This window comes from Actinocatenispora rupis (genome assembly GCF_016861975.1).
Lineage (GTDB): Bacteria > Actinomycetota > Actinomycetes > Mycobacteriales > Micromonosporaceae > Actinocatenispora > Actinocatenispora rupis.
This window is the reverse complement of the sequence record NZ_BOMB01000020.1, coordinates 63,629-86,451: the sequence shown is the minus strand read 5'-3', so window position 1 is coordinate 86,451 and position 22,823 is coordinate 63,629. Positions and strand designations below refer to the sequence as shown.

Genomic DNA, 22,823 nt, shown 5'->3' with positions numbered 1-22,823 from the left:
CCGATGTTGTCGCCCGGCCTGGCGCGGCCGGCTGCGGACGGGCCGCTCATGCCCTAGGCTGAACGATTATGCATCGGTTTCTGCGTCGATTAGTGACCGGTTCCGGCGACCCGGCGCCGACCTCTCCGCTGCCGTACGGCGGGGTCGGCCGATGACCGGAGTACACGCCGACGTGATCGTCGTCGGAGCGGGCGCGGCCGGACTCTCGGCGGCGCGCTGGCTCACCCGCGCGGGCGTACCGGTGCTGGTGATCGAGGCGGCGGAGCGGCCCGGCGGGCGGATCGGCACCGACCTGGTCGACGGATACCTCGTGGACCGGGGCTTCCAGGTCGTCAACACCGCGTACCCGGCGCTGCGGGCGCTGATCGACCTCGACCGGCTCCAGCTGCGCTACTTCGACCACGCCGTCCTCGTACGGACCGAGACCGGCCGGCACCGCCTCGCCGACCCGCGACGCCACCCGACGGGCCTGCTGTCCGACCTGACCGGCCCGTACGACACGGTCGAGCTGGCGCACCTGGTACGGCTCGCGCTGCGCTGCGGATACCAGGGCGTGCACACGCTGCGCGAGCAGCCGGACGTACCGGCGGACCTGGTGCTGTCCGCGCAGCTCGGCCCCGACGTGCTGCACTCCCTCGTCGAACCGTTCCTGACCGGCGTGTTCGGTGCCGCCCCGCTCACCACCTCCAGCCAGGTACTCGCGATGGTCGTGCGGTCGTTCGTGCGCGGGCGCATCGGCGTACCGGCGGCGGGGATGACGCGGCTGGTGGAGCTGCTCGCCGCGCCGCTGCCCACCGGCAGCCTGCACCTGGGCGTGCCCGTCGAGTCGGTCGAGGGCACCACCGTGCACACCGCCGACGGCACCCTCCGGGCGGGCGCGGTCGTCGTCGCCACGGACCCGGCGACCGCGGGCCGGTTGATCGGCGGCCTGGACGTACCGGAGCAGCGGGTGCTGGTCACGACGTACCACACGGCGCTGGAGGCGCCCACCGACCGCCCCGTCCTGGTCCTCGACGGTACGGGCCGCACCGGTGTCGCCAACAGCGTCGTGCTCAGCAACGCCGCGCCCGGGTACGCGCCGCCCGGGCACGCCCTGATCGCGACGACCGCACCCGCCGAGGCCGGCCTCGACGAGCCCGCCGTACGCCGCGCCGCAGGCTACCTGTACGGCGTGGACACCGCCGACTGGCGGCACCTGGCGACCGTACGGGCGGATCCGGGGCTGGTCGCGGCGCCGCCACCGCAGCCGTGCCTGCGCCGCCCGGTCGTCGTCGGCGACGGCGTGTACGTGGCCGGCGACCACCGCGACACCCCGTCCTTGCAGGGCGCGCTGGTCAGCGGTCACCGAGCCGCGCGCGCGGTCCTGACGTTCCTCGGCGCCCAGCCGGTCGGCGGAACGGTGGCCGGCCATGGCTGACCGCGTCCCGCGCTGCGCGGTGTTCGGCGCCACGGGGTACATCGGCGGCCGGCTGGTACCGGATCTGCTCGCCGCCGGGTACCGGGTGCGGGTGGTGGCGCGCGACCCGGCCCGGCTCGCCGGTCGCCCGTGGCACGACGACGTCGAGATCTGCCGCGGCGACGCGCTCGACGCCGACTCCGTCCGCGCCGCCCTCGACGACGTCGACGTGGCGTACTACCTGGTGCACTCGCTGCGCCGGCAGGACTTCGCCGACCTCGACCGGCGGGCGGCGCGGATCCTCGCCGACGCCGCCGACGCCGCCGCGGTCGGCCGGATCGTGTACCTGGGCGGGCTGCACCCGGCCGACCAGCAGCTGTCGGCGCACCTGCGGTCCCGCCGCGAGGTCGGCGACATCCTGCTCGCCGGGCCGGTCCCGACGGTCGTCCTGCAGGCCGCGGTGATCATCGGCTCCGGTTCGGCCAGCTTCGAGATGCTGCGCTACCTCACCGAACGGCTGCCCGCCATGGTCACCCCGCGGTGGGTCGACAACCGCATCCAGCCGATCGCCATCCGCGACGTCCTGCGGTACCTGGTGGCCGCCGCGTCGCTCTCGCCGGGCGTGCACCGCGCGTTCGACATCGGCGGCCCCGACGTGCTGACCTACCGCGAGATGATGCGCCGGTACGCCGCGGTCGCCGGGCTGTCGCGGCGCGTCGTGGTCCCCGTACCGGTGCTGACGCCGTGGCTGTCGGCGCAGTGGGTCAACCTGGTCACCCCGGTGCCCCGCTCGATCGCGGTACCGCTGATCGAGTCCCTGGTCAACGAGGTCGTCTGCGGCGAGCACGACATCGCCGAGTTCGTGCCGCCGCCGCCGGAGGGGCTGCTGCACTTCGAGGACGCGGTCGCGCTCGCGCTGACCCGGGTACGCGAGTCGCGGGTGAGTACGCGGTGGTCGGACGCGGCGTGGCCACGGGATCCGTCACAGCCGTCGGCGGCGGACCCCGAGTGGTCCGGCGGCACCCTCTACCAGGACGTACGCACCCGGTACAGCAGCGCCGGACCGGACCGCGTGTGGCAGATCGTCGAGGGCATCGGAGGCGAACACGGCTGGTACTCCTTCCCCCTGGCCTGGGCCGTACGCGGCTGGGCGGACCGGGTCGCCGGCGGCGTGGGACTGCGCCGCGGCCGGCGCGACCCGTACCACCTGCACGTCGGGGAGGCGCTGGACTGGTGGCGGGTCGAGCAGCTCGACCGGGGGAGCAGGCTGTTGCTGCGCGCCGAGATGCGCGTCCCGGGCGACGCCTGGCTCGAACTGACCGTCACGCCCGCCGACGACGGCGGCACCGTCTACCGGCAGCGCGCCCTGTTCCGTCCGCAGGGCCTGACCGGTCACCTGTACTGGAAGTCCGTCGCGCCCTTCCACACGCTGGTGTTCGGTGGCATGGTCGCCAACATCACCGGTGCGGCGGAACAGCCCGAGCGGACACCCACGGACCCATTCCCCGCCGCTGCACCCGCCGAGGCGGCGGCGCCGGCGGGCGGGCAGGCCCACCCTGTCCCGCCCGCCGGTGGGGACGGACCGGCGGCCGGTCAGCGCGCGACCGGCGGTTCCACCACGGGCAACGGGTAGCCGGCCGGGTGCCGCGGCAGCGTCCACGGCTCGTGCACCCGCCGCCCCGGCACGCCGGCCAGCTCCGGTACGTACCGGCGCACGTAACTGCCGTCCGGGTCGAACCGGTACGCCTGGCGTACCGGATTGAAGCGACGGTTGGGGCGGGTGTCGTTGCCGGTGCCCGCCACCCACTGCCAGTTGCCCGCGTTGTTGGCGATGTCGCCGTCGGTCAGCAGGTCGAAGAAGTGTGCCGCGCCCGCCGTCCAGTGCACGCCGAGGTCCTTGGCTAGGAACGACGCGACCAGCAGCCGCGCCCGGTTGTGCAGGAACCCCTCGGCGGCCAGTTGCCGCATCCCCGCGTCGACGATCGGGAGGCCGGTCTGCCCCTCCCGCCAGGCGGCGAGGGCGTCCGGGTCGTCGCGCCAGTCGCGTGGCCGCGGCCGGTAGTCGCGCCGCGGCAGGTCCTCGAACGCGTCGGCGACCTGGGCGTGGAAGTCCCGCCAGCACAACTGCCGTACGTACGCCTCGCCACCGGCGCCGCCGGCACGCGCCGCGCGGGTGGCCAGTTCCAGCGGGGACAGGCAGCCGAAGTGCAGGTCCGCCGAGAGCCGTGACGTACCGTCCGCGGCGAGGTCGTCGTGCCGGTCGGCGTACTCGGCGAGCCCGCCGCGCAGCCAGGCGACCATCCGCCGCCGCGCCGCGGTCTCACCCCCCGCCGGCAGCTCCGCCGTCGACTCCGGCGCCGCCGGCAGCGCACCCGCCCGTACTCCCGCCGGCAGCGTCACCCGCTCCGGCGTCGCGGCCGCGTCCCGCCGCGGATGCCGCTCCCAGGCCCGCCAGTACGGCGTGAAGACCCGGAAGTGGTCGCCGGCCGCCGGTGTCACCGCACCCGGCGGTACGACGGTCGCGGAGTCCACGGCGCGCAGCGCGATCCGCTCGTCCCGGCACGCTCGCTCCAGCCGCGCCAGCCGGCGGTGCGCGTACCGGCTGACGTCGCGGGCGAGCACGATGCCGTCCGCGCGTACCTCGCGGGCCAGGGTGAGTGTCTCGGCGACCGGTTCCCCGTGCCGTACGACGAGGTCTCCGCCGCGGGCGCGCAGCGACCTGCGCAGGTCGGCGAGGCTGTCGTGCAGGTAGCGCAGCCGGTTCGGTACGGCGAAGCCCAGCCCGTCGTGCACCACGAACAGCGGTACCACGTGCCGGGCCGAGCGGCAGGCGAGGTCGAGCGCCGGGTTGTCGTGGATCCGCAGGTCCCGGGTGAACAGCACGATCGCGGTGTCCATCCGTGGCCCGCTCACGCGCCCGCCCGGCGCCGGCTCGTGGGGCGGCGGCACGGTACTTTCCGGCCGGCGTACGGGTCGTGCGGGGTCACGGCGGTCACCTGTCCAGGTCGGGTACGAAGCGAAATATCGACGCATGAAACGACGCACTGTAAGGCTAGGCTACCGTGGACGGTGCCGCCTGTCGGACGCACGGAAAGGTCCCGCCCGTGGTGTCGACGATCCGCCGTCGACCGGCCCGCCCCGCCGTCCCGCCCGCCGGCCGGCCGGTCCGGAGCGTCCGGTGACCGCGCCCGAGGAGGGCCTCAGCGCCGGCGAGGTCGCCCGCCGGCTCGGCGTCGCCGTCACCACCGTCCGCACCTGGGACCGCCGGTACGGGCTCGGTCCCGCCGAACGCGAGACCGGCCGGCACCGCCGCTACCGTGCGACCGACATCGCCCGGCTCGAACGGATGCGCCAGCTCGTCACCGACGGCGTCGCCCCCGCCGAAGCCGCCCGCATCGCCGGCACCGCCACCCGCGCACCCCGCCGCACCGCCGTGTCCGTACCGGACGCGCGGGTCCGCGGGCTGCGGCGCGCCGCGTACGCGATGGACTCCGGGCAGATGCGCCGGATCCTCGCCGAGGCCGTCGAGCACGACGTGGTCTCCGCCTGGACCGAGCTGATCTGCCCGGCGCTGCGCGACATCGGCCGCCGACACGCCGCCACCGGCCGGTACGTCGAGGTCGAGCACCTGCTCTCGTACGAGATCTCCGCCGCGCTCGCCGCCGTACCGTCGCCCCGCGGCCGCGCCGGTGTGCTGCTCGCCTGCGGTCCCGACGAGCAGCACACGCTGCCGCTGGAGGCACTCACCGCGGCCCTGGCCGAACGCGGCCGACCGGCCAGGATGCTCGGCGCGCGGGTGCCCGTGGAGGCGCTCGCCGCCGCGATCGACCGTACCGGGCCCCGTGCCGTCGTCCTCTGGTCGCACCACAGCCGGCCCGGCGACGCCGCCCAGCTCGCCGCCGCCCGCGCCGCCCGACCTCGCCCGCCGCTGGTCGCCGTCGCCGGTCCCGGCTGGAGCGGGCGCGCGGCACCGGCCGGCGCCATCACCCTCGCCGACCTGCCGACCGCCCTGGACGCGCTCGACCAGGCCGCCCGCGTCCGCTGACCCGCGGTCCGCTGCTCGGGTATCGACGCTCACCGGCTCGTGTGCTGCGCGGGTCCACCGCGCCGGTGGCCGCGCGGCCCGGCGCCCAGTCGCCCACTCTCTGCTGGCCCATGCCCAACAAGGCCGCGCCGGTTCTCCGGCCCCGCCGCTCACCGCCAGACCATCATCGAAACAGCTACCTAGAAAGCCCATGCGCGCGGTGACGCGCCGACCCGCCGCGCCAAGGCCCCCTCGCGCCCGACCCATCGCGGCCCGGATCACCGCCGTACCAAGGGGAGCGGGGTCGCGCCGTACCACCGGGGACGGCCCGGCGGTACGGCGCGGGAAGGGCTACGGGACGAGGCGGTGCAGGTGGAAGCCGTCCTGCACGTAGTAGAGGTTGCCGTAGCGGTCGGCGGTGAGGCCCTCGACGGTGCCCTGCCGCAGCAGTGTCGGCTGCAGCGTACGGGGGTCGAGGCGGAAGACGTACCGGCCGTGGAGGGTGCCGTAGACGTTGCCGTCCTTGCCGGTGAGCAGGAACGCGTCGTGCGCGTCGATCAGGTCGGCGCCGGGCAGGTCCAGTTCGGGGAAGATGCGCCGGTCGGCGACGAACGTGCGGGTGGCCGGGTCGTACACGAGGAGGTGGTCCTCGGCGAGCATCCAGAGGTTCCCGTCCGGCCCGACGGTCAGCCCCAGCACGGTGCGCAGGCCGCGGCTCGGCAGCGGGATCCGGTGCGACGCATCGGTTTCCGGGTCGTACGTGAGGAGCACGGCCTCCTGCTGCGACGGCTCGACGCCGAGCCCGCCCCACACCGAGGTCCCGCCGTACACGAGGCCGTCGAGGTACGCGAGGCTCGCGACGGTGCGGTTGTCGGCGATGTTCTTCTTCGTGGTGCAGTCGCCGGTGGCGGGGTCGTAGACGGCGAGCGCGCCGGCGAGCTTGCCGTACCCGGCTTCGGTGCCGATGACGAGCTTCCCGCCGGCGTTCACCATCCCGTACGGGCGGTCCTGGTCCTGGTCGGTCAGCGAGCACACGAGCTTCGGGTTGGTACCGAACGTCCACGGCTGCGCCGGCCGGTAGGCGTACACCTTCGCGCCGGGGTAGCCGCCGAAGTACATGGTGTCGCCGATGACGGTGGCGCCCTCGACCTGCGGCACCCCCGCGTACTGGACGTCGGCGTCGGACCGCATCGGCGTGTGCACGCCCGTACCGCCGGACAGGAAGCCGGAGGTGTAGATCTTGCCGTCCGGGCCGAGCAGCGGGCTCTGCAGGTTCGTCGGCGCCGCCGGTACGTGTGTCGCGGTGACGGAGGTGAGCGTGCGGGTGCCGGTGTCGTACCGCATGACGACGGGGCCGGCGGCGGTGTTGCCGGCGGACTCCAGTACCGGTGCGGGGCCGGCGGTGTCGACGCTCCAGGACCGGGCGCTGGCCGGCATGCCGGTCGCCACCTGCGCGGACGTACCGGCGGCCAGGTCGTAGCGCATCAGCCGGCCGCCGGTCAGGTAGTAGACGCCGCCGTCGACGACCGGCGAGGCGCCCGGGTACCGCACGCTCGGGATGTCGGTGACCTTCGTGGCGGTGACGGTCTTGCCGCTGGTGGTGACCTTCATGACGAGCAGGTGGCCGTCGCCGGTGTTCGACAGGTTCGCGAACACGTACCCGCCGCCGGCCTCCAGCGAGTAGGTGAACTCCTCGCCGGCGTACTCGGTGGGCAGGATGTCGGTGCAGTCGGTGCCGGCGCCCGGGCAGGCCATCAGGTGCGCGTGCGAGCCGATCCCGGCGTACGCGACGTCGGTCGAGGCGTCGTACGCGACGCTGCGGACGTACTGCTCGGGGGCGATCATCGGGCGGGCGCCGACGGTCGTGAAGCCGCCGGCGGGGGAGTAGCGGAACGCGCCGCCGGACGGGTACCCGCCGCCGAACACGCTGCCGTCCGGTCCGGCGGTCACGTCCCACACGAACGTGTCGCCGGGGATCGGGTTGCCCAGGTCCCGCACGCTGTCCGCGCCGGGCACGTACCGGTAGAGGCGGCCGTTCTTGCTGGTGTCGGAGAAGTTGTAGGTGCCGACGTAGATGGAGCCGTCGGTGGCGGTGGTGGCGTTCCAGGCGCCGGTGGCGCCGGTCAGCGGCAGGTCGACGGCGACCGCACCGGTGTCGGCGGTGATGCCGACCAGGTGCGCGTCCCAGTTGCTCGCCCCGGTCACCACCGTGTACGCGGTGCGCGCCCCGGCCGCGTCCACGCCGAACGTGGTGGCGTTGATGGACGCCTTGCTGACCTGCGGTCCGAGGTCGGTGTCGGTCGCGGTGAGCAGCGCGTCGTCGGCGTACGCGGGGGCGTCGGCGGTGTCGAGCCGCAGCGTGGCCGTCGCCGTACCCGCGGGCGCGGTGGCGTGCGCGGACACGGTCGAGAAGTCGGCGCCGGCCGTGGTGGTCGGCCCGCCCGACACGTCGAGTACGGAGCCGTCCGCGGCGCGGAACACCAGCCGCAGCCGTACGGTCGCGCCGGGCCCGGCGACCTGGAGGAACGCGTGGTAGCCGGTGCCGGCGCGGACGTCGACGGCGCTGCCGAGCGCGGCGGGCCGGGGGCAGTCGGGGGTCGGGGTGAGCTTCAGGCTGGCCGCGCCGTCGGCGTGCCGGTCGGTCGCGGCCTCGGCCCGGCAGGACGGATCCGGTGCGGGTACATCCTTTCCGGCTTGGCCGAAAGTCCAGCCGTCGAGGCCGGACTCGAAGCTGTGGTTGGCGACGAGTACGTCGCCGGTGTCGGTGGGCCCGGCCGACGCGGGCGCGGAGATCGGGGCGACGGCGGCGGTGACGGCGAGGGCCGCCGCGGCGAACAGGGGAGCGGTACGACGGGGGCGTAGGGGCACGAGCGCCACCCTTTCCGGTACGTCCGAAGGGGAGCAACCTATTCGGGACGTGACCGTATTGAAGGTGACGGCGGGGGTCAACCCTCAACCGAACACTCGCAGCGCGCTCGTCATCGCCGTCGGCCCCAGATCGGTCGCCGGACCGAACGGGTACTGGAGCTGGAAGCAGGCGTAGAGCAGCAGGCCGATCGTGCCGACCAGGGACACCACCATGATCAGGTGCGCGATCCGCCCCGGTACGCCGAACAGGTACGCCAGCGCCACGGTCAGCAGCCCGCCGGCGAACAGTACGAACCACATCATGCCGGACAGGTTCTGGTGGGCGAGCGCGAGCCGCTGCTGCCGGTTCTGGAACACCGTGTTGAGCGCGTCGCGCAGCTGGTCGGACTGGCTGTCGGAGGCCGACGCGGGCGGTCGCGAGGCCCGGCCGAGCCGTTCCAGGATCCGCTGCCCCTGCACCGGAACCGTCTCGTGCGCAGACATCGCCGGCCACTCCACGTCGCGCACCTGCCGGCCGTACGCGAGGCAGTCGGCGCGCACCTGCGTACGTTGCTCCGCCGGCAGCGCGTCGGCCGCCCAGTACATCTGGACGAGGCCGTTGGCCTCCTGCGCGGCCGCGTCGCGCGCGTTGCCGACGCTCTCCCACTGGGACGTGACGACGAACCCGACGACGATCGCGTACAGGACGCCGACGATCGCGAAGACCAGACCGTTCACGTCGTTGTTGCGTTCCCGGCGTTCGTGGTCTCCTGCCCGGTAGACCAGCAGCAACAGGAGGCCAGCGCCGGCACACGCGGCACCGATCCACAATGTCCCATAGAGGTAGACCGACATGATTACCTCCTGTCTATGACTAAAGTACGCATTGTAGTATTCTGCGGTCGATGATCATGCCGGTCCGCGGCCTGGCCGCGCTCGCCGCCGCCGGAGCCCTCGCGCTCCCGGCGGACGCACCGGCGCCGTCCGATCCCGCGCTCGGCGGCACCCTGCTGACCGTCGTCACCACCACCCCGCTCGGGCCCAGCGACCTCGTGGCCACCGACCCGCGCACCGGGGCGTCCCGCACCCGCCGACTGCCCTTCCCGGTCACCACCCTCGGGTACGACCCGGTCGGTCACCGCGCGCTCGGCCTCGCCGTACGCGACGCGCGCGGGGTGCACCTGGTGGCGGTCGCCGACGACGGCCCGGCGTACGACCTGGGTGGGCTGCCGGCGTGGCTGGCCGCCGCCCGCGCCGGGGACGTGGTGGCCGGGCGCCTCGTGGTCCTCGTCGGCCCGGCCGTGGTGACCGTCGCGGTGACCCCGCACCCGCACATCGCCGCGGTACGCCCGGTCGGCCCGCTGCCGCTCGGCGACCTCGCCGCCGACGGCACCGGCGGGCTCGTCGGCGTCGGCCCCACCGGTACGCTCGCCCGCCTCGACCCCGCCACCGGCACCGTCCGGTACACGAGGGTTCCGGGGCTGCCCGCCGGGTACGCCGACGCCGTCGCCCGCGCCGACCCGACCACCCTGTACGCCTGGCTCCGCGGTCCGGCCGGAGCCCGTACGTTGTGGCGGATTCCGTTGCGCGGCAACGGTTCCGCGCAGCGGGTCGGCACCATGCCCGCGGCGTACGACGCCGACGCGGCCTGGCGGCCCGGTGCCGTGGCCAGCCCGCCGCCGCGCTCCCCGACCCCGACGCCCACGACCTCGCCGACCCCCACGCCGACGACGCCGTCGCCGCGGCCCAGCGCGCCGTCCCCGACCCCATCAGGCAGTACGGCCGCGCCGGTGGTGCCCAGCCGCACGCCCCCGGGTACGCATCCGGCCGTGCCGGCGCCGAGCCCGCCGCACCACCGGTACCGGACGGCCGAGCCGGTGGCGTACCGGCCGACGATGACCGCGGCGCGCCGGCGGTGGCTGATCAGCAGCCTGGCGTTGCTGTTGGTCGCATCCCTGCTGGCGACCCGGGTACGCCGGCTGCGCGCCGCCCGCCGCTGACGCCGGTCAGGCCGGCTTGGTGGCCTTGACGATCGCGGCGTGCATCCCGTCGGCGGCCCGCTGCGTCGGCGTGATGTCGATGTCGGTGAACCCCGCCGCGGCCAGCCCGTCGCGGTACTCGGTGAACGACAGCGCCCCGGCGATGCAGCCGACCCACTGGCCGCGCTCGGCCCGTTCGGCGGGGGAGAGGTGGTCCTCGGCGACCACGTCCGAGACGCCGAGCCGACCGCCGGGCTTCAGTACGCGGAAGGCTTCGGCGAGGACGGCGGGCTTGTCGGTGGACAGGTTGATCACGCAGTTGGAGATGATCACGTCGACGCTGGCGTCGGACAGCGGTATCGCCTCGATCTGACCCTTGCGGAACTCGACGTTCGTGGCGCCGGCCCGCTCGGCGTTGCGGCGCGCCAGGTCCAGCATCTCGTCGGTCATGTCCAGGCCGTACGCCATGCCGGTCGGGCCGACGCGCTTCGCCGACAGCAGGACGTCGATGCCGCCGCCGGAGCCGAGGTCGAGTACGGTCTCGCCCTCGTTGAGGTCGGCGACGGCCAGCGGGTTGCCGCAGCCGAGCGAGGCGGTCACGGCGTCGGCGGGGAGCTGGTCGCGGTCGGCCTGGTCGTAGCGCGTGGCGCCGAACGGGTCGGCCTCGGCCGCGCCGCACGATCCGCCGCCGCAGCAGTCGGAGTTCGCCTCGATCGTGGCGAGCACGGTGGCGTTGTCGGCCGGGCCGCAACACCCGCCGGCCTGCTCGGTGGCCGCCGCACCCACCCTGCGGGCGGCCGTCGCGTACCGGGCGCGTACCTCGTCGCGCAGCGGGTCTCCGGTGGTCAGCTCACTGGTCACGGTGTGCCTCCTGGTCGGTGGGTCAGCGGGGCGCGCCGAGGACGGCGGCCGCGTGGGTACGGGCGTGGTCGCGGCGGGCGCTCGCCTGGCACCCGGAGTCGCAGGCGCACCCGCACGCCTCGTCGACCCGGACCGCGGCACCGGTACGGCGTCGGATGCGGAGCACGGCGAACCTCCCTGTCTAGATGAACATCTAGACAGAGCCTTGCACGTTGAATCGATGAGCGTCAAGATAGATGCATGTCGAAACAGCTCCCCGTACTGGCCGAGACGACCGGCTGCTGCGCCCCGCTGACGCGCGAACCGATCGGCGCGCCGGACGCGGCCGAGCTGGCCCCGGCGTTCAAGGCGCTGGGCGACCCGGTGCGGCTGCAACTGCTGTCGCTGATCGCCTCGCACGAGGGCGGGGAGGTCTGCGTGTGCGAGCTGACCCCCCGGTTCGAGCTGACCGGCCCGACCATCTCCCACCACCTGAAAGTGTTGCGCCAGGCCGGACTCATCGACTGCGAGCGCCGCGGCACCTGGGTCTACTACTGGATCGTCCCGGCCATGCTGAGCCGTCTCGCCGGCCTGCTGGCGGTACCGGCCGGGGTCGGGGCGTGAGCGCAACCGACACGACCGCGCCTCCCGTGACGCGCGGGATCGCGGCTCGCCTGTCGGTACTCGACCGGTGGCTGCCGGCGTGGATCCTCGCCGCGATGGCCGTCGGTCTCGGCGCCGGCCGCCTGGTCCCCGGACTCGGCGACGCGGTCCAGGCGGTACGAGTCGACGGAGTCTCGGTCCCGATCGCGGTCGGGCTGCTGGCCATGATGTACCCGGTGCTGGCCAAGGTCCGCTACGACCGGCTCGACACCGTCACCCGCGACCGCCGCCTGCTCGTGCCGTCCCTGGTACTCAACTGGGTCGTCGGGCCGGCGGTGATGTTCGCGCTGGCCTGGCTGTTCCTGCCGGACCTGCCCGCGTACCGGACGGGGCTGATCGTCGTCGGCCTCGCCCGCTGCATCGCCATGGTGGTCATCTGGAACGACCTGGCCTGCGGTGACCGGGAGGCCGCCGCCGTCCTCGTCGCGCTGAACTCGGTGTTCCAGGTGCTCGCGTTCGGTGCGCTCGGCTGGTTCTACCTGTCCGTACTGCCCGGCTGGCTCGGCCTGCCCACCACCGACCTGCACGTCTCGCCGTGGGCGATCGTCGGCAACGTGCTGGTCTTCCTCGGCATCCCGCTCGCCCTCGGGTACCTGTCCCGCCGGCTCGGCGAACGCGTCAGGGGCCGCACCTGGTACGAGTCGCGGTTCCTGCCGACGGTCGGCCCGGTCGCCCTGTACGGGCTGCTGTGCACGATCGTCATCCTGTTCGCGGTACAGGGCCGCCAGATCACCGCGCATCCGCTCGACGTCGCCCGCATCGCCCTGCCCCTCCTGGCGTACTTCGCCGTCCTGTGGTTCGGCTCGTACGCGCTGGGCCGCGCCGTGAAGCTGCCGTACGAACGGACGGCCACGCTGGCGTTCACCGCGGCCGGCAACAACTTCGAACTCGCGATCGCGGTCACCATCGCCACCTTCGGCGCCACCTCCGGCCAGGCCCTCGCGGGTGTGGTCGGCCCGCTGATCGAGGTCCCGGTCCTCGTCGCCCTCGTGTACGTCTCGCTCGCGCTGCGCAACCGGACGGAGCCGTCATGACCACGCCCGAGGTGCTGTTCGTCTGCGTGCACAACGCGGGCCGCTCGCAGATGGCCGCCGCGCTGCTGCACCACCACGCGCAGGGCCGCGTCACCGTACGCTCCGCCGGTTCGGAACCCGCCGACGCCGTCGACCCCGCCGTCGTCGAGGTGATGGCCGAGATCGGGCTCGACCTGAGCCGCGAGTTCCCCAAGCCGCTGACCGACGACGCGGTACGCGCGGCCGACGTCGTGGTCGGGATGGGCTGCGGCGACGCCTGCCCCGTGTACCCGGGCCGGCGGTACCTGACGTGGGAGCTGCCGGATCCCGCCGGCCGCCCGGTCGAGCAGGTACGGCCGATCCGCGACGAGATCGACCGGCGCGTCCGTGCCCTGCTGGCCGAACTGACCTGACCGGCGCCCTACGATCGGCGGGTGAGCGAGCGGACCGCCAAACTCCAGCGGTACTGGGACCGCCACGCCGCGACGTACGACGCGCAGATGGCGCGGATCGAGCGGCGGTTCTTCGGTGACGCCCGCGAGTGGGTGTGCGGGCAGGCGCGCGGCGACGTACTGGAGGTGGCCGTCGGTACCGGGCGCAACCTGGGCCACTACCCGCCCGGCGTACGGCTGGTGGGGGTGGACTTCAGCCGGGAGATGCTGGCGCTGGCCCGGCGCCGTGCCGCCGCGCTGGGCCGTACGGTGGCACTCGGGGTGGCCGACGCGCACGCGCTGCCGTTCGCCGCCGGCACGTTCGACACGGTGGTGGCGACGTTCTCGCTGTGCGCGATCGCCGACGACCGGCGCGCCGTGGCCGAGATGGTACGGGTGCTGTGCCCCGGCGGGTACCTGCTGCTCGCCGACCACGTCGCCGGTACGGCCTGGCCGACGCGCGCGGTCCAGGCGCTGATCGAGCTGGGCAGCGTACCGGCGGGCGGGGAGCACTTCCGCCGCCGGCCGATCCGGCACGTACGCGCGGCCGGGCTCACCGTCGAGCGGCACGACCGGTACCGGCTGGGTGTGGTGGAGCGGCTCGCTGCGCGCCGGTGAGGAATGATCACCGGGCCGGGGGAGTTGGCACTGGTCATGGGCGTGTTCGGTGGACGGTCCCGACCGGGGCTGATGCGGTTGGACGACGCGCTGTCGGCGCTCGGGCCGGACGGCGTCATGGAGCAGCGCGTCGCGGACGTACCGGTGGCGCAGGTGGTCGGCACCGTGGACCGGCCGTACGACTTCGACCAGGACTTCCGGTTGCGCAACGACCGGCTGAGGTTGCGCTGGCAGCGGCTGGCGGAGGCGATGTCGACCGGGGTGGAGCCGCCGCCGGTGGACCTGGTGCAGCTCGGCGAGCTGTACTTCGTGGCCGACGGCCACCACCGCGTGTCGGTCGCCCGCGAACTGGGCCGGCTGGTGGTCACCGCGCGGGTGCGCCGGATCTGCACCGTGGCGTACGGGATGGCGTGCCTGCGGGCGGTGCACCTGCCGAGCAAGCAGGCCGAGCTGGAGTTCCTGCGCCGGGTGCCGTTGCCGGACGACGTCCGGGCGGACCTGTGGCTGGACACGCCGGCGGAGTGGATGCGCCTGGCGGACGCGGCGCAGTCGTGGGCGTTGGACCGGACGCTGGCGGGCCGGGCGCCGGGGGACCGCGGCGAGCTGGCGGCGGCCTGGTGGGCCGAGGAGGTCGCCCCGGTACTGGACCGGTTGCGCGCCGCCGGGTACGGCCTGGACCTGCGCGACGTCCAGCTCTACGCCACCGCCCTGGCCGTACGGGACCGGTCGGGGTCGGCGGTGTGGCCGGCGGACCTGGTACAGCGGCTGGCGGCGCCGCGGCGGCGGACGCTGCTGTCCCGGCGTTGATCTCCGACGTGGCTAATTGCACATAGCTTGCAAGGACCGCTGTGGTGGTTTTAGGGTCGGCTCGTGCCGTCAACACAGGTGTGCCCGCCTCGCGGGACGAAGCCATGAGCCGACTCACCGCCGCCGTCGAGGCGGCCCCCCGACGACCCCTCAGTTCCGGCGAGTGGCGCCGGATCGGCGGAATGGGACTGTTCGTCCTGGCCCTGCACGTGATCGGCTGGGTCACGCTGGTCGCCCTGGTCGCACCCGCGCACTACCGGGTCGGCGGGCAGATCTTCGGGATCGGTCTCGGCGTCACCGCGTACACGCTGGGCATGCGGCACGCGTTCGACGCCGACCACATCGCCGCGATCGACAACACCACCCGCAAGCTGATGTCCGACGGGCAGCGGCCGGTGTCCGTCGGGTTCTGGTTCTCGCTCGGCCACTCGTCGATCGTGTTCGGGCTGTGCGCGCTGCTGAGCGTCGGCGTACGGTCGCTGGCCGGTCAGGTCGAGCACGACTCCTCGACGTTGCAGCAGGTCACCGGCCTGATCGGGACGCTCGTGTCGGGCACGTTCCTGATGGTCATCGCGATCCTCAACCTCGTCGTACTCCGCGGCATCGCGTCAGTGTTCCGCAAGATGCGCCGCGGCGACTACGACGAGGCCGCGCTGGAGGAGCAGCTCAACAAGCGCGGCTTCATGAACCGGATCCTCGGCGGCGCCACGAAGGCCGTCCGCAAGCCGTGGCACATGTACCCGGTGGGGTTGCTGTTCGGGCTCGGGTTCGACACCGCGACCGAGGTGTCGCTGCTGGTGCTCGCCGGCGGCGCCGCCGCGTTCAGCCTGCCCTGGTACGCGATCCTGGTGCTGCCGGTGCTGTTCGCGGCGGGCATGTCGCTGCTGGACTCGATCGACGGCTCGTTCATGAACTTCGCGTACGGCTGGGCGTTCGCCAAGCCGGTCCGCAAGGTCTACTACAACCTCACGATCACCGCGCTGTCGGTGGCGGTCGCGCTGGTCATCGGCGCCATCGAGCTGATCTCGGTCCTCACCGAGAAGCTCGACATCACCGGCGGCCCGCTGCCCTGGATCGCCGGCCTGGACCTGAACTACGTGGGCTTCGCGATCGTCGGACTGTTCGTCCTGACCTGGGCCGTGGCGCTCGCCGTCTGGCGGCTCGGACGCATCGAGCAGCGCTGGAACGACCGGCTGCGTACCGACACCGCCGACGACTGACTCACCGCTCCACCAGGGCGGCGAGCCCGTCCAGTACGCGGGCCAGGCCGAACGTGTAGGCGTGGTCCGCGTCGTACGCGGCGCCGTGTGCGGTGCCCGCGGCGGTGCCCACCCGGGCCGCCAGCGGGTACGCCTCGGCGTCGAACACCTTCGCCAGGAGCGGCGCGTTCGCCGCCCACCACTGCTCGTCGTTCATCGCGCTGTCGGTGGCGGCGGCACGCGCGTCGGCCTCGGCGCGGGCGCACCCGTACACGAAGCCAGTCAGGTAGGTGAGGGCGTCGTCCATCTCGACGTCGCTCAACCCCAACCCGTCCAGCGCCGACAGCTCGTACTCGTAGCGCGCCATGGCGCCGGGTCCGAGCGTCGGGCGCGCGGTGTGTACCCCGGCCACCCACGGATGCGTACGGCACAGCGCCCGGTTCGCGTCGGCCACCGCGGTCAGCCGCTCGCGCCACGGTCGGCCGGTGGTGTCCGGCCGCGGCATCCGCGCGTACGCGGCGTCCAGCATCGCGTCGACCAGCTCCGCCTTGCCAGGCACGTACGTGTACATGGTCATCGTGGACACGCCGAGGTCGGTGGCGAGCCGGCGCATGCTCACCGCGGCCAGCCCTTCGGCGTCGGCGACCGCGGTACCGGCGTCGACGACCGCGTCGATGCTCAGCGTCTGCCGGGGGCCGCGGCGCGGCGCGGCACCGGGCTCGCGCCACAGCAGCCGCAGGGTCTTCGCCGGGTCGCCCGCTCCACTGCGCTCTCCGCTCACGTTTGCGGATCCTTCCACACCCTCGTTATACTGTACGGCGTACAGAGTTAATTCGTGAACCGGGAGCCGCCGTGCAGATCAGCTCGTCCGCCGTGTCGCTGAACGTCGACGACGTCGCCGCATCCAGCGCGTTTCTGGTGCGACACTTCGGATTCCAGGAGGTGATGGCCGCCGACGGGTTCGCCTCGCTGGCCCGCGACGACGCCGGGATGAACGTGATCTTCCTGCGCCGCGGCCTCGCCACCCTGCCCGCCGACCAGCGCGACAGCCACGCCGCCGGGATGATCCTGGCGTTCGTCGTCGACGACCTGGAAGGGGAGCTGGCGCGGCTGACCGCCGAAGGAGTCGCGGTCACCATGCCGCTCACCGAGGAGGAATGGGGCGAGCGGGCATTCCAGGTCCGCGACCCCAACGGCGTGATCGTCCAGTTGGTGGATTGGAAAGGTGCGGGTGCCGCCTGAGATGCTGAAGGCATGACGGAACCGGACTGGGCCGGGCCAGTTGACCGGGATCGGCCGAGCGCCGCCCGGATGTACGACTACTACCTGGGCGGCATGCACAACTTCGCCGCCGACCGGGAGCTGGCCGAACGGGTGCTGGGCACCATGCCCGAAGGCCGGCTGCTGGCCCGGACCAACCGGTCCTTCCTCCGTCGCGCCGTGCTCGCCTGCGCCGCGGCCGGGATCGACCAGTTCCTCGACCTCGGCTCCGGCATCCCCACCGCCGGCAACGTGCACGAGATCGCGCACCGCGCCAACCCGTCCGCGCACGTCGTGTACGTGGACAACGATCCCGTTGCGGTCGCGCACAGCCTCGCCCTGCTCGACGACGATCCGCGCTGCGCCGTGGTCCGCGCCGACCTGCGCGACCCCGCCGCCGTCCTCGCCCACCCCGACGCCCACCGGGTACTCGACTTCGACCGTCCGGTGGCGATCCTGCTGGTGTCCGTGCTGCACTTCCTCACCGACGCCGACGACGCGTACGGGGTGGTCGAGCGGTACCGGCAGGTGGCGGTGCCGGGCAGCATGCTGGTCGTCACGCACGGCAGCAGCGATGTCGAGCTGCACGCCGGGGTCGGCGCGGCGCAGGAGCTGTACCAGGGCACCACCAACCCGTGGGGCCTGCGTACCAGGGCGGAGATCGAGCGGTTCTTCGGAGACTGGCCGCTGCTCGACCCGGGGCTCGTCACCGCCGGCGCGTGGCGGCCGGACCAACCGGCCGACCCGCGTACCGCGTCGCTGCCACTGCTCGCCGGCGTCGCCCGCCGCCCCTGACGACACCGACCTACCGGCCGCGAATCGCTTGCGCCGCAACGGAAAGCGCGCGTGACGTCGGCGAGGGTGGCCGTCAGCGGTGGGTACGGATCCGGCGGGCGGGTCGGGGTGCCGGGGTCGGCGTACGGCCGAGCAGCGCGGTGCAGTCGGCGATGGTGCCGGCGAGCAGTTCGTGCAGCAGCGCGTCGGGATCCGGTACGCAGGCGGCGGCGATCCCGTCGACCGCACCCGACACCGTGGCGGGCGCCGCGTACTTGCGGAACGCCTTGGCGGTGGGGGCGAAGCCGGGCGTGAACTGTTCGGCCCAGCGCCGGGCGTGCGGCGTGCGCAGCAGCGCCTCGCGGCTCTCGTCCTCCATGAAGTCGCCGGGCAGTCCGTCGAGTTGGGCGCGGATGCGGTTGGCGGACAGTACGGCGACGGCGAGGCCGCGCTGGCGTTCGGCGGCGACGACGGGCAGGGCCGTGGTGGCGCAGCGCAGCGCGATCCGTACGTCGACGTGTAGGTCGTCGCCGGTCAGTCCGATCACGGACGGGATCAGGGTGATGAGCCGGGACCGCGCCTCGTCGCTCATCCGGTCGTTGACCTGCCGGGCGACCGCCGCGAGCAGCGGATGCGTGCACGGCGGGTGGTCGCTCCACTTTTCGCCGGCCAGATACGAGGCCATCTCCATGAAGCAGGCGCCCCGTCGCGGGCTGTGGTGCTTGCCGCGGGACAGGACGGGGACCAGGTCGGGCGTACGCGGCGAGGACATGGGTCACCCCCTGGGCATCGGATCACTACCACCAGCATGCGCCGCCCGGGCGGGATCCGCCGCGGTTCGGGCGGTTCGGCGGGGCGCGTTCCGGTTCGCGGGCGCCCCGGCGAGGGGCGCCCGTAATATCACCGATGTCCGGGCTTCGCCGGCCAGATCTTCCACATTTCGGGAAGGGGCAACGCGGGCATAACAGTTTCCGCGGTTTTCGCGTACCGGTGGATCTACCCCTGTCGTCCCGGGCGATCTGCCTGTTAGGCTCGGGCACCGTTCATGGCCAAAGCCCTACAGATTAACCGATCAGCAACGTTCGGCGCCTTAACTTCCCGGTAACTGGAAGCCTCGGACGGTGGGTCGGTCCGGGCGTCTCGACGCGGGAAGAGGACACGCGCAGCGGTGGCGACGACGCAGGCAGAGCAGCGGGTGAGCCCGCGCGCGGTCCAGGTCGGTCGGCGTCCCGCGCGCCGGGCGCGCAACGGCCCGCTCGCCGTCGGCCTCACCCTCCCGGCGCTGCTGATCTTCGCGGTGTTCACGATCCTGCCGACCGCGTACACGTTCGTGATCAGCCTGTTCGACTGGAACCCGCTGAACGTCGCGCAGTCGCGCTTCATCGGCGCCGGCAACTACACGAAGCTGTTCGGGCACGCCACCCCGTCGTTCGCCGCCAGCGGCCTCACCTCGCTGTACTTCACGGCCGGCATGGTCATCGGCGGTACGGCGCTGTCGCTGGCGATCGCGGTGCTGCTGCAGCGGGGCGGCGCGCTGCTCGGCGCCGTACGGGTGGCGGTGTTCGTGCCGCACGTGACGCCGCTGGTGGCCACCTCGATCGTCTGGGTGTGGATCTTCAACCCGCAGTTCGGGCTGGCCAACGCGGTCCTGCACCTGTTCGGGCTGTCCGGGGTGGACTGGCTGGACAACTCGGCCACCGCGATGCCGGCGGTACTGGCGTACAGCCTGTGGCACGAGGTCGGATTCACCGTGGTGATCTTCCTCGGCGGGCTGAGCGTCATCTCCGGCGAGCTGGGCGAGGCCGCGCGGGTCGACGGCGCGAACCGCTGGCAGGAGTTCTGGTACGTCACCTGGCCGCAGCTGCGTCCGGTGACGGTGTTCGTCGTGACGATCTCGACGATCTCGTCGCTGCAGGCGTTCACCCAGTTCTTCCTGATGACCGGCGGCGGGCCGGTGCACGCCACCACCACCCTGAGCTTCCTGCTGTACCAGGAGGCGTTCGTGTTCTTCCACACCGGGTACGCGGCGGCCCTGGCCGTCGTGCTGTTCGTCGTGACCGCACTGTTCACCCTGCTGCAGTTCCGGACCCGACGGTCCTCGTCGCGCTAGGAGTCGCACCCCCCATGCCTCAATCACCCCTCACCCGCGCCGTGGCCGTGCTGGCCGCCGGCGTACTCGCCGCCGGCGGGCTGGCCGGCTGCGGCGCGGGCTCGTCCACCGGCAAGACCACCGTCACGTTCATGGAGACGATGAGCTCGGGCACGCTCAAGTCGTCCATGGAGTACCTGACGAAGCAGTTCGAGAAGCAGCACAAGGACATCGACGTGCAGCTCGTCGTCGAGCCGGACTACCCGACGCTGCGCAACAAGGAGACCGCGGCGCTGGCCGCCGGGAAGCCGCCGACGATCGGCCAGGCGTACTCGGACTGGGCGGCGACGTACGCGAAGAGTCAGGTGCTGGTGCCGCTGGACGGCTACGCGGGCAAGGCGGACGTCGCCGCGCTCTACCCGGGCGTGCGTTCCGACCTCTACCTGCCGAGCGACCACAAGCTCTACATGTGGCCGTTCAACAAGAGCGTCGTCATCCAGTACTACAACCAGAAGATGTTGTCGGGTAAGGGAAAGAGCGCGCCGAAGACGTGGGACGAGTTCGCGGCGACGGCGAAGGCGGTGTCCGGCCACGGCACCGTCGGCGTGTCCATCGACCCCGGTACGTCGGCGGGGCCGGCCGGCGGTGAGGCGTGGTTCGAGATCCTCGCCGCGGCGTACGGCACGCCGGTGTTCGCCTCGGACGGCAAGCCGCGGTTCACCAGCCCGGCGGCGGTGCAGGCGATGACCTACCTGGCGGACCTGAAGAAGGCCGGCGCGCTGTCGCTGGGCAAGAACTACCCGGGTCAGGTGGCGCTCGGCGCCGGCAAGGGCGGCTTCGACATCTCCAGCGTGGCCAGCTACTTCTACAACCAGCAGGCCGTCGGCGGGAAGTTCCCGATGGGCACGGCGCCGCTGCCGAGCGGCCCGGCCGGCGCCGCGAACCAGCTCGCCGGTACGAACATCGTCATGTTCGCCAAGGCGTCCGACCAGGAGAAGAAGGCGGCCTGGACGTTCATGAAGTACCTGTCGTCGCCGGACGCGCAGGCGTACTGGGCGAGCCACTCCGGCTACCTGCCCGTGACGCCGGCCGCGCTGCCGAAGATGGCCGACTTCATCGCGAAGAACCCGTACCAGAAGTTCGGGGCGGACGCGCTGAAGACCGCGAAGGCCGACCCGCCGTACCCGTGGGTGACCAAGGCGCAGGGCGAGCTGGCGGTGGCGATGCAGTCGGCGCTGACCGGCAAGCAGACGCCGGCCGCCGCGCTGGCCGACGCGCAGAAGCAGGCCGCGGCCGAGGCGAAGTCGGGGGAGTAGATGCACGTGCGACCCGGCGGCGCGCCGTCCCACGTGCGGCGGCGGCGCCGTCCGGCCGGCCCGGTGGTACGGCGCGTCGTCGCGGTCGCCGTCGGGCTGGCGTTCCTGGCCCCGTTCTGGTGGGTGGTGACCACGTCGCTGGCGCGCACCTCCGACGTGTACCGGTTCCCGCCCTCGCTGCTGCCGCACTGGCACGTCGCCAACTACGCCCGCGCCTGGGCGGCGGCGCCGTGGCCCCGGCTGTTCGGCAACACCGTGCTGGTGGCCGGCGCGACCGTGGTCCTCGCCGTCCTCACCTCGGTACTCGCCGGCTTCGCGTTCGGGGTGCTGCGCTTCCGCGGGCGTACCGCGCTGTTCACGGTGGTGCTGGCGGTGATGATGGTGCCGCAGACGGTACTGCTCATCCCGGACTACGTGATCGCGCAGACCGCCGACCTGCTCGACACGTACTGGATCCAGATCCTGCCGTGGGGTGCCAGCGTGTTCGGCATCTTCCTGGTGCGGCAGTTCTTCGCCGGGCTGCCGACCGAGCTGTTCGACGCCGCCGAGCTGGACGGCGCGGGACGGCTGCGGATGCTGTGGTCGATCGGCGTACCGCTGGTGCGGCCGGCGATCCTCATCGTGGCGCTGAACGTGTTCCTCGGCTCGTGGAACTCGTTCGTCTGGCCGTTCGTCATGACCTCCTCCCCGGCGGTGCAGCCGGTCGAGGTCGGCCTCGCCACGTTCTACGGCGCGCAGGGCACCGACTGGACCGGACTGTCGGCGGCGGTCACGTTCACCACCGTCCCGGTACTCGTGCTGTTCCTCGCGCTGCAACGGCACTTCCTCACCGGCGCGTACTCGACGGCCGGAGGGTTGAAGTGAACGACGGCGTGCTGCTCGTCGACCTCGACGGCACCCTGTACGCGGGCGACGGCCCGATCCGCCGCTACGCCGCCGAACTGGCCGCCCTGACCGGCGACGCGGCGCTTCCGGCCCGGGTCGCCGAGTACCTCGCCGGCGGTACGGTGCCGGGCGCCTCCGACGGCTGGGAGGCCGTACGCAGCCTCGCCGCCGACGCGCCACTGTCCCTTGTGGACACCGCGTTCCTGCGGGCCCGCGCCGGCCTCGCCGACGGCACCGTACCGGTGACCGTGCCGGGCGGGTTCGCCGACCTGCTCGCCGAGCTGCGCGGCAGGTACCTGGTGGTGCTGGCGACCAACAGCCCCCGCGACGGGCTGCTGCAACTGCTCGAACGGCTCGGCGTACGCGGGCTGTTCCACGAGATCGTGTTCTCCGCCCGCAAACCCACCGCCGTACGCCCGCTGCTGGCGCGGCTGCTGGACACGATCGGCGCCGCCGGGCAGCCGTGGCGCGCGTTGTCGGTCGGCGACCACTGGCGCAACGACATCGCACCCGCACTGTCGGCGGGCGCCGTCACCGGGTATGTTGACCGGTTCGGCCGAGCCGCCGGTCCGGCGCACCTGACCGGTCCCACGGTCGGCGACCTGCTGCCCGGGATCCGTCGCTGGGCGGCCGACCCGGCGCGCTTCGCCAGGGAGCATCCGCTCGCCGGGTCCTGAGCCTG

The 22,823-nt window shown here is 73.2% G+C and carries 23 protein-coding genes; 16 read left to right on the top strand and 7 right to left on the bottom strand.

The window, feature by feature from the left end; translation table 11 throughout:
• Positions 1-151: 151 nt before the first annotated feature.
• Both Aru02nite_RS17950 and Aru02nite_RS17945 read left to right on the top strand, forming a co-directional pair.
• Positions 152-1,417 carry an NAD(P)/FAD-dependent oxidoreductase gene (locus Aru02nite_RS17950; protein ID WP_203658961.1) on the top strand — a complete coding sequence of 422 codons (1,266 nt, stop codon included), beginning with the start codon at positions 152-154 and terminating at the stop codon, positions 1,415-1,417.
• A complete protein-coding gene (locus Aru02nite_RS17945) occupies positions 1,410-3,029 on the top strand; it encodes an SDR family oxidoreductase (RefSeq protein ID WP_203658960.1) in 1,620 nt (539 codons plus the stop codon). The genes Aru02nite_RS17950 and Aru02nite_RS17945 overlap by 8 nt, the downstream gene beginning before the upstream one ends.
• Here Aru02nite_RS17945 and Aru02nite_RS17940 read toward each other — a convergent pair.
• Positions 2,990-4,294: a cryptochrome/photolyase family protein gene (locus tag Aru02nite_RS17940; protein WP_203658959.1), complete on the bottom strand. Its 1,305-nt coding sequence runs from the start codon at positions 4,292-4,294 to the stop codon at positions 2,990-2,992. The genes Aru02nite_RS17945 and Aru02nite_RS17940 overlap by 40 nt on opposite strands.
• A 280-nt stretch (positions 4,295-4,574) precedes the next feature.
• Between Aru02nite_RS17940 and Aru02nite_RS17935 the strand changes: the two genes are divergently transcribed.
• Positions 4,575-5,441 (top strand): MerR family transcriptional regulator, encoded by an 867-nt coding sequence (locus Aru02nite_RS17935; protein ID WP_239076760.1) that lies wholly within the window; start codon positions 4,575-4,577, stop codon positions 5,439-5,441.
• Positions 5,442-5,771: 330 nt separating this feature from the next.
• Here the strand turns inward: Aru02nite_RS17935 and Aru02nite_RS17930 are convergent, their stop codons facing one another.
• Both Aru02nite_RS17930 and Aru02nite_RS17925 read right to left on the bottom strand, forming a co-directional pair.
• Positions 5,772-8,288 carry a hypothetical protein gene (locus tag Aru02nite_RS17930; RefSeq protein WP_203658956.1) on the bottom strand — a complete coding sequence of 839 codons (2,517 nt, stop codon included), beginning with the start codon at positions 8,286-8,288 and terminating at the stop codon, positions 5,772-5,774.
• An 84-nt stretch (positions 8,289-8,372) separates the two neighbouring features.
• Positions 8,373-9,122 (bottom strand): bestrophin-like domain, encoded by a 750-nt coding sequence (locus tag Aru02nite_RS17925; RefSeq protein ID WP_203658954.1) that lies wholly within the window; start codon positions 9,120-9,122, stop codon positions 8,373-8,375.
• Between the two features lie 50 nt (positions 9,123-9,172).
• Here Aru02nite_RS17925 and Aru02nite_RS17920 point away from each other — a divergent pair, with 50 nt between their 5' ends.
• Complete coding sequence (locus Aru02nite_RS17920) at positions 9,173-10,267, top strand: hypothetical protein (protein ID WP_203658952.1); 1,095 nt, start codon at positions 9,173-9,175, stop codon at positions 10,265-10,267.
• A 6-nt stretch (positions 10,268-10,273) separates the two neighbouring features.
• Here the strand turns inward: Aru02nite_RS17920 and arsM are convergent, their stop codons facing one another.
• Positions 10,274-11,107, bottom strand: a complete 834-nt coding sequence (arsM, locus tag Aru02nite_RS17915) for an arsenite methyltransferase (protein WP_203658950.1) — start codon at positions 11,105-11,107, stop codon at positions 10,274-10,276.
• Positions 11,108-11,129: 22 nt separating this feature from the next.
• A complete protein-coding gene (locus tag Aru02nite_RS17910; protein WP_203658948.1) occupies positions 11,130-11,273 on the bottom strand; it encodes a hypothetical protein in 144 nt (47 codons plus the stop codon).
• Positions 11,274-11,347: 74 nt separating this feature from the next.
• Between Aru02nite_RS17910 and Aru02nite_RS17905 the strand changes: the two genes are divergently transcribed.
• From Aru02nite_RS17905 to nicT, 6 genes are all read left to right on the top strand, one after another.
• Positions 11,348-11,710 carry an ArsR/SmtB family transcription factor gene (locus tag Aru02nite_RS17905; protein WP_203658946.1) on the top strand — a complete coding sequence of 121 codons (363 nt, stop codon included), beginning with the start codon at positions 11,348-11,350 and terminating at the stop codon, positions 11,708-11,710.
• Positions 11,707-12,783, top strand: a complete 1,077-nt coding sequence (arsB, locus tag Aru02nite_RS17900) for an ACR3 family arsenite efflux transporter (RefSeq protein ID WP_239076759.1) — start codon at positions 11,707-11,709, stop codon at positions 12,781-12,783. Before Aru02nite_RS17905 ends, arsB begins: the two co-directional genes overlap by 4 nt.
• Complete coding sequence (locus Aru02nite_RS17895; protein ID WP_203658944.1) at positions 12,780-13,175, top strand: arsenate reductase ArsC; 396 nt, start codon at positions 12,780-12,782, stop codon at positions 13,173-13,175. The genes arsB and Aru02nite_RS17895 overlap by 4 nt, the downstream gene beginning before the upstream one ends.
• Before the next feature lie 21 nt (positions 13,176-13,196).
• Complete coding sequence (locus Aru02nite_RS17890; RefSeq protein ID WP_239076758.1) at positions 13,197-13,811, top strand: class I SAM-dependent methyltransferase; 615 nt, start codon at positions 13,197-13,199, stop codon at positions 13,809-13,811.
• A 3-nt stretch (positions 13,812-13,814) separates the two neighbouring features.
• The gene (locus Aru02nite_RS17885) at positions 13,815-14,618 is read left to right on the top strand and encodes a ParB N-terminal domain-containing protein (RefSeq protein ID WP_203658942.1); all 804 of its coding nucleotides are present in this window, start codon (positions 13,815-13,817) and stop codon (positions 14,616-14,618) included.
• A gap of 104 nt (positions 14,619-14,722) precedes the next feature.
• Entirely contained in the window at positions 14,723-15,838 is a 1,116-nt protein-coding gene (nicT, locus tag Aru02nite_RS17880; RefSeq protein WP_203658940.1) for a Nickel transporter NicT, read from the top strand.
• 1 nt (position 15,839) lies between these two features.
• Here nicT and Aru02nite_RS17875 read toward each other — a convergent pair whose 3' ends face one another.
• Positions 15,840-16,598: a TetR/AcrR family transcriptional regulator gene (locus Aru02nite_RS17875; protein ID WP_203658938.1), complete on the bottom strand. Its 759-nt coding sequence runs from the start codon at positions 16,596-16,598 to the stop codon at positions 15,840-15,842.
• A gap of 71 nt (positions 16,599-16,669) precedes the next feature.
• Between Aru02nite_RS17875 and Aru02nite_RS17870 the strand changes: the two genes are divergently transcribed.
• Positions 16,670-17,059: a VOC family protein gene (locus Aru02nite_RS17870; protein ID WP_203658936.1), complete on the top strand. Its 390-nt coding sequence runs from the start codon at positions 16,670-16,672 to the stop codon at positions 17,057-17,059.
• Between the two features lie 12 nt (positions 17,060-17,071).
• Positions 17,072-17,872: an SAM-dependent methyltransferase gene (locus Aru02nite_RS17865; RefSeq protein ID WP_203658934.1), complete on the top strand. Its 801-nt coding sequence runs from the start codon at positions 17,072-17,074 to the stop codon at positions 17,870-17,872.
• 73 nt (positions 17,873-17,945) lie between these two features.
• Here Aru02nite_RS17865 and Aru02nite_RS17860 read toward each other — a convergent pair whose 3' ends face one another.
• A complete protein-coding gene (locus Aru02nite_RS17860; protein WP_203658932.1) occupies positions 17,946-18,623 on the bottom strand; it encodes a hypothetical protein in 678 nt (225 codons plus the stop codon).
• Positions 18,624-19,019: 396 nt separating this feature from the next.
• Here Aru02nite_RS17860 and Aru02nite_RS17855 point away from each other — a divergent pair, with 396 nt between their 5' ends.
• Genes Aru02nite_RS17855 through Aru02nite_RS17840 form a run of 4 tightly spaced genes read left to right on the top strand, consistent with a single transcriptional unit; the run spans position 19,020 to position 22,818 of the window.
• Positions 19,020-19,961 carry a carbohydrate ABC transporter permease gene (locus Aru02nite_RS17855; RefSeq protein WP_203658930.1) on the top strand — a complete coding sequence of 314 codons (942 nt, stop codon included), beginning with the start codon at positions 19,020-19,022 and terminating at the stop codon, positions 19,959-19,961.
• Between the two features lie 14 nt (positions 19,962-19,975).
• A complete protein-coding gene (locus Aru02nite_RS17850) occupies positions 19,976-21,256 on the top strand; it encodes an ABC transporter substrate-binding protein (protein ID WP_203658928.1) in 1,281 nt (426 codons plus the stop codon).
• Positions 21,257-22,120 (top strand): carbohydrate ABC transporter permease, encoded by an 864-nt coding sequence (locus tag Aru02nite_RS17845; RefSeq protein ID WP_203658926.1) that lies wholly within the window; start codon positions 21,257-21,259, stop codon positions 22,118-22,120. It abuts the gene before it with no gap.
• Positions 22,117-22,818: an HAD family hydrolase gene (locus Aru02nite_RS17840; RefSeq protein WP_203658924.1), complete on the top strand. Its 702-nt coding sequence runs from the start codon at positions 22,117-22,119 to the stop codon at positions 22,816-22,818. The genes Aru02nite_RS17845 and Aru02nite_RS17840 overlap by 4 nt, the downstream gene beginning before the upstream one ends.
• The last annotated feature ends 5 nt before the right edge of the window (positions 22,819-22,823 follow it).

Bases quoted from the DNA above. Each gene is read 5' to 3' on its own strand.
- Aru02nite_RS17950 (WP_203658961.1), top strand. From the start codon at position 152: ATGACCGGAGTACACGCCGACGTGATCGTCGTCGGAGCGGGCGCGGCC.
- Aru02nite_RS17945 (WP_203658960.1), top strand. From the start codon at position 1,410: ATGGCTGACCGCGTCCCGCGCTGCGCGGTGTTCGGCGCCACGGGGTAC.
- Aru02nite_RS17940 (WP_203658959.1), bottom strand. From the start codon at position 4,294: ATGGACACCGCGATCGTGCTGTTCACCCGGGACCTGCGGATCCACGAC.
- Aru02nite_RS17925 (WP_203658954.1), bottom strand. From the start codon at position 9,122: ATGTCGGTCTACCTCTATGGGACATTGTGGATCGGTGCCGCGTGTGCC.
- Aru02nite_RS17920 (WP_203658952.1), top strand. From the start codon at position 9,173: ATGATCATGCCGGTCCGCGGCCTGGCCGCGCTCGCCGCCGCCGGAGCC.
- Aru02nite_RS17905 (WP_203658946.1), top strand. From the start codon at position 11,348: ATGTCGAAACAGCTCCCCGTACTGGCCGAGACGACCGGCTGCTGCGCC.
- Aru02nite_RS17895 (WP_203658944.1), top strand. From the start codon at position 12,780: ATGACCACGCCCGAGGTGCTGTTCGTCTGCGTGCACAACGCGGGCCGC.
- Aru02nite_RS17885 (WP_203658942.1), top strand. From the start codon at position 13,815: ATGATCACCGGGCCGGGGGAGTTGGCACTGGTCATGGGCGTGTTCGGT.
- nicT (WP_203658940.1), top strand. From the start codon at position 14,723: ATGAGCCGACTCACCGCCGCCGTCGAGGCGGCCCCCCGACGACCCCTC.
- Aru02nite_RS17865 (WP_203658934.1), top strand. From the start codon at position 17,072: ATGACGGAACCGGACTGGGCCGGGCCAGTTGACCGGGATCGGCCGAGC.
- Aru02nite_RS17860 (WP_203658932.1), bottom strand. From the start codon at position 18,623: ATGTCCTCGCCGCGTACGCCCGACCTGGTCCCCGTCCTGTCCCGCGGC.
- Aru02nite_RS17850 (WP_203658928.1), top strand. From the start codon at position 19,976: ATGCCTCAATCACCCCTCACCCGCGCCGTGGCCGTGCTGGCCGCCGGC.
- Aru02nite_RS17845 (WP_203658926.1), top strand. From the start codon at position 21,257: ATGCACGTGCGACCCGGCGGCGCGCCGTCCCACGTGCGGCGGCGGCGC.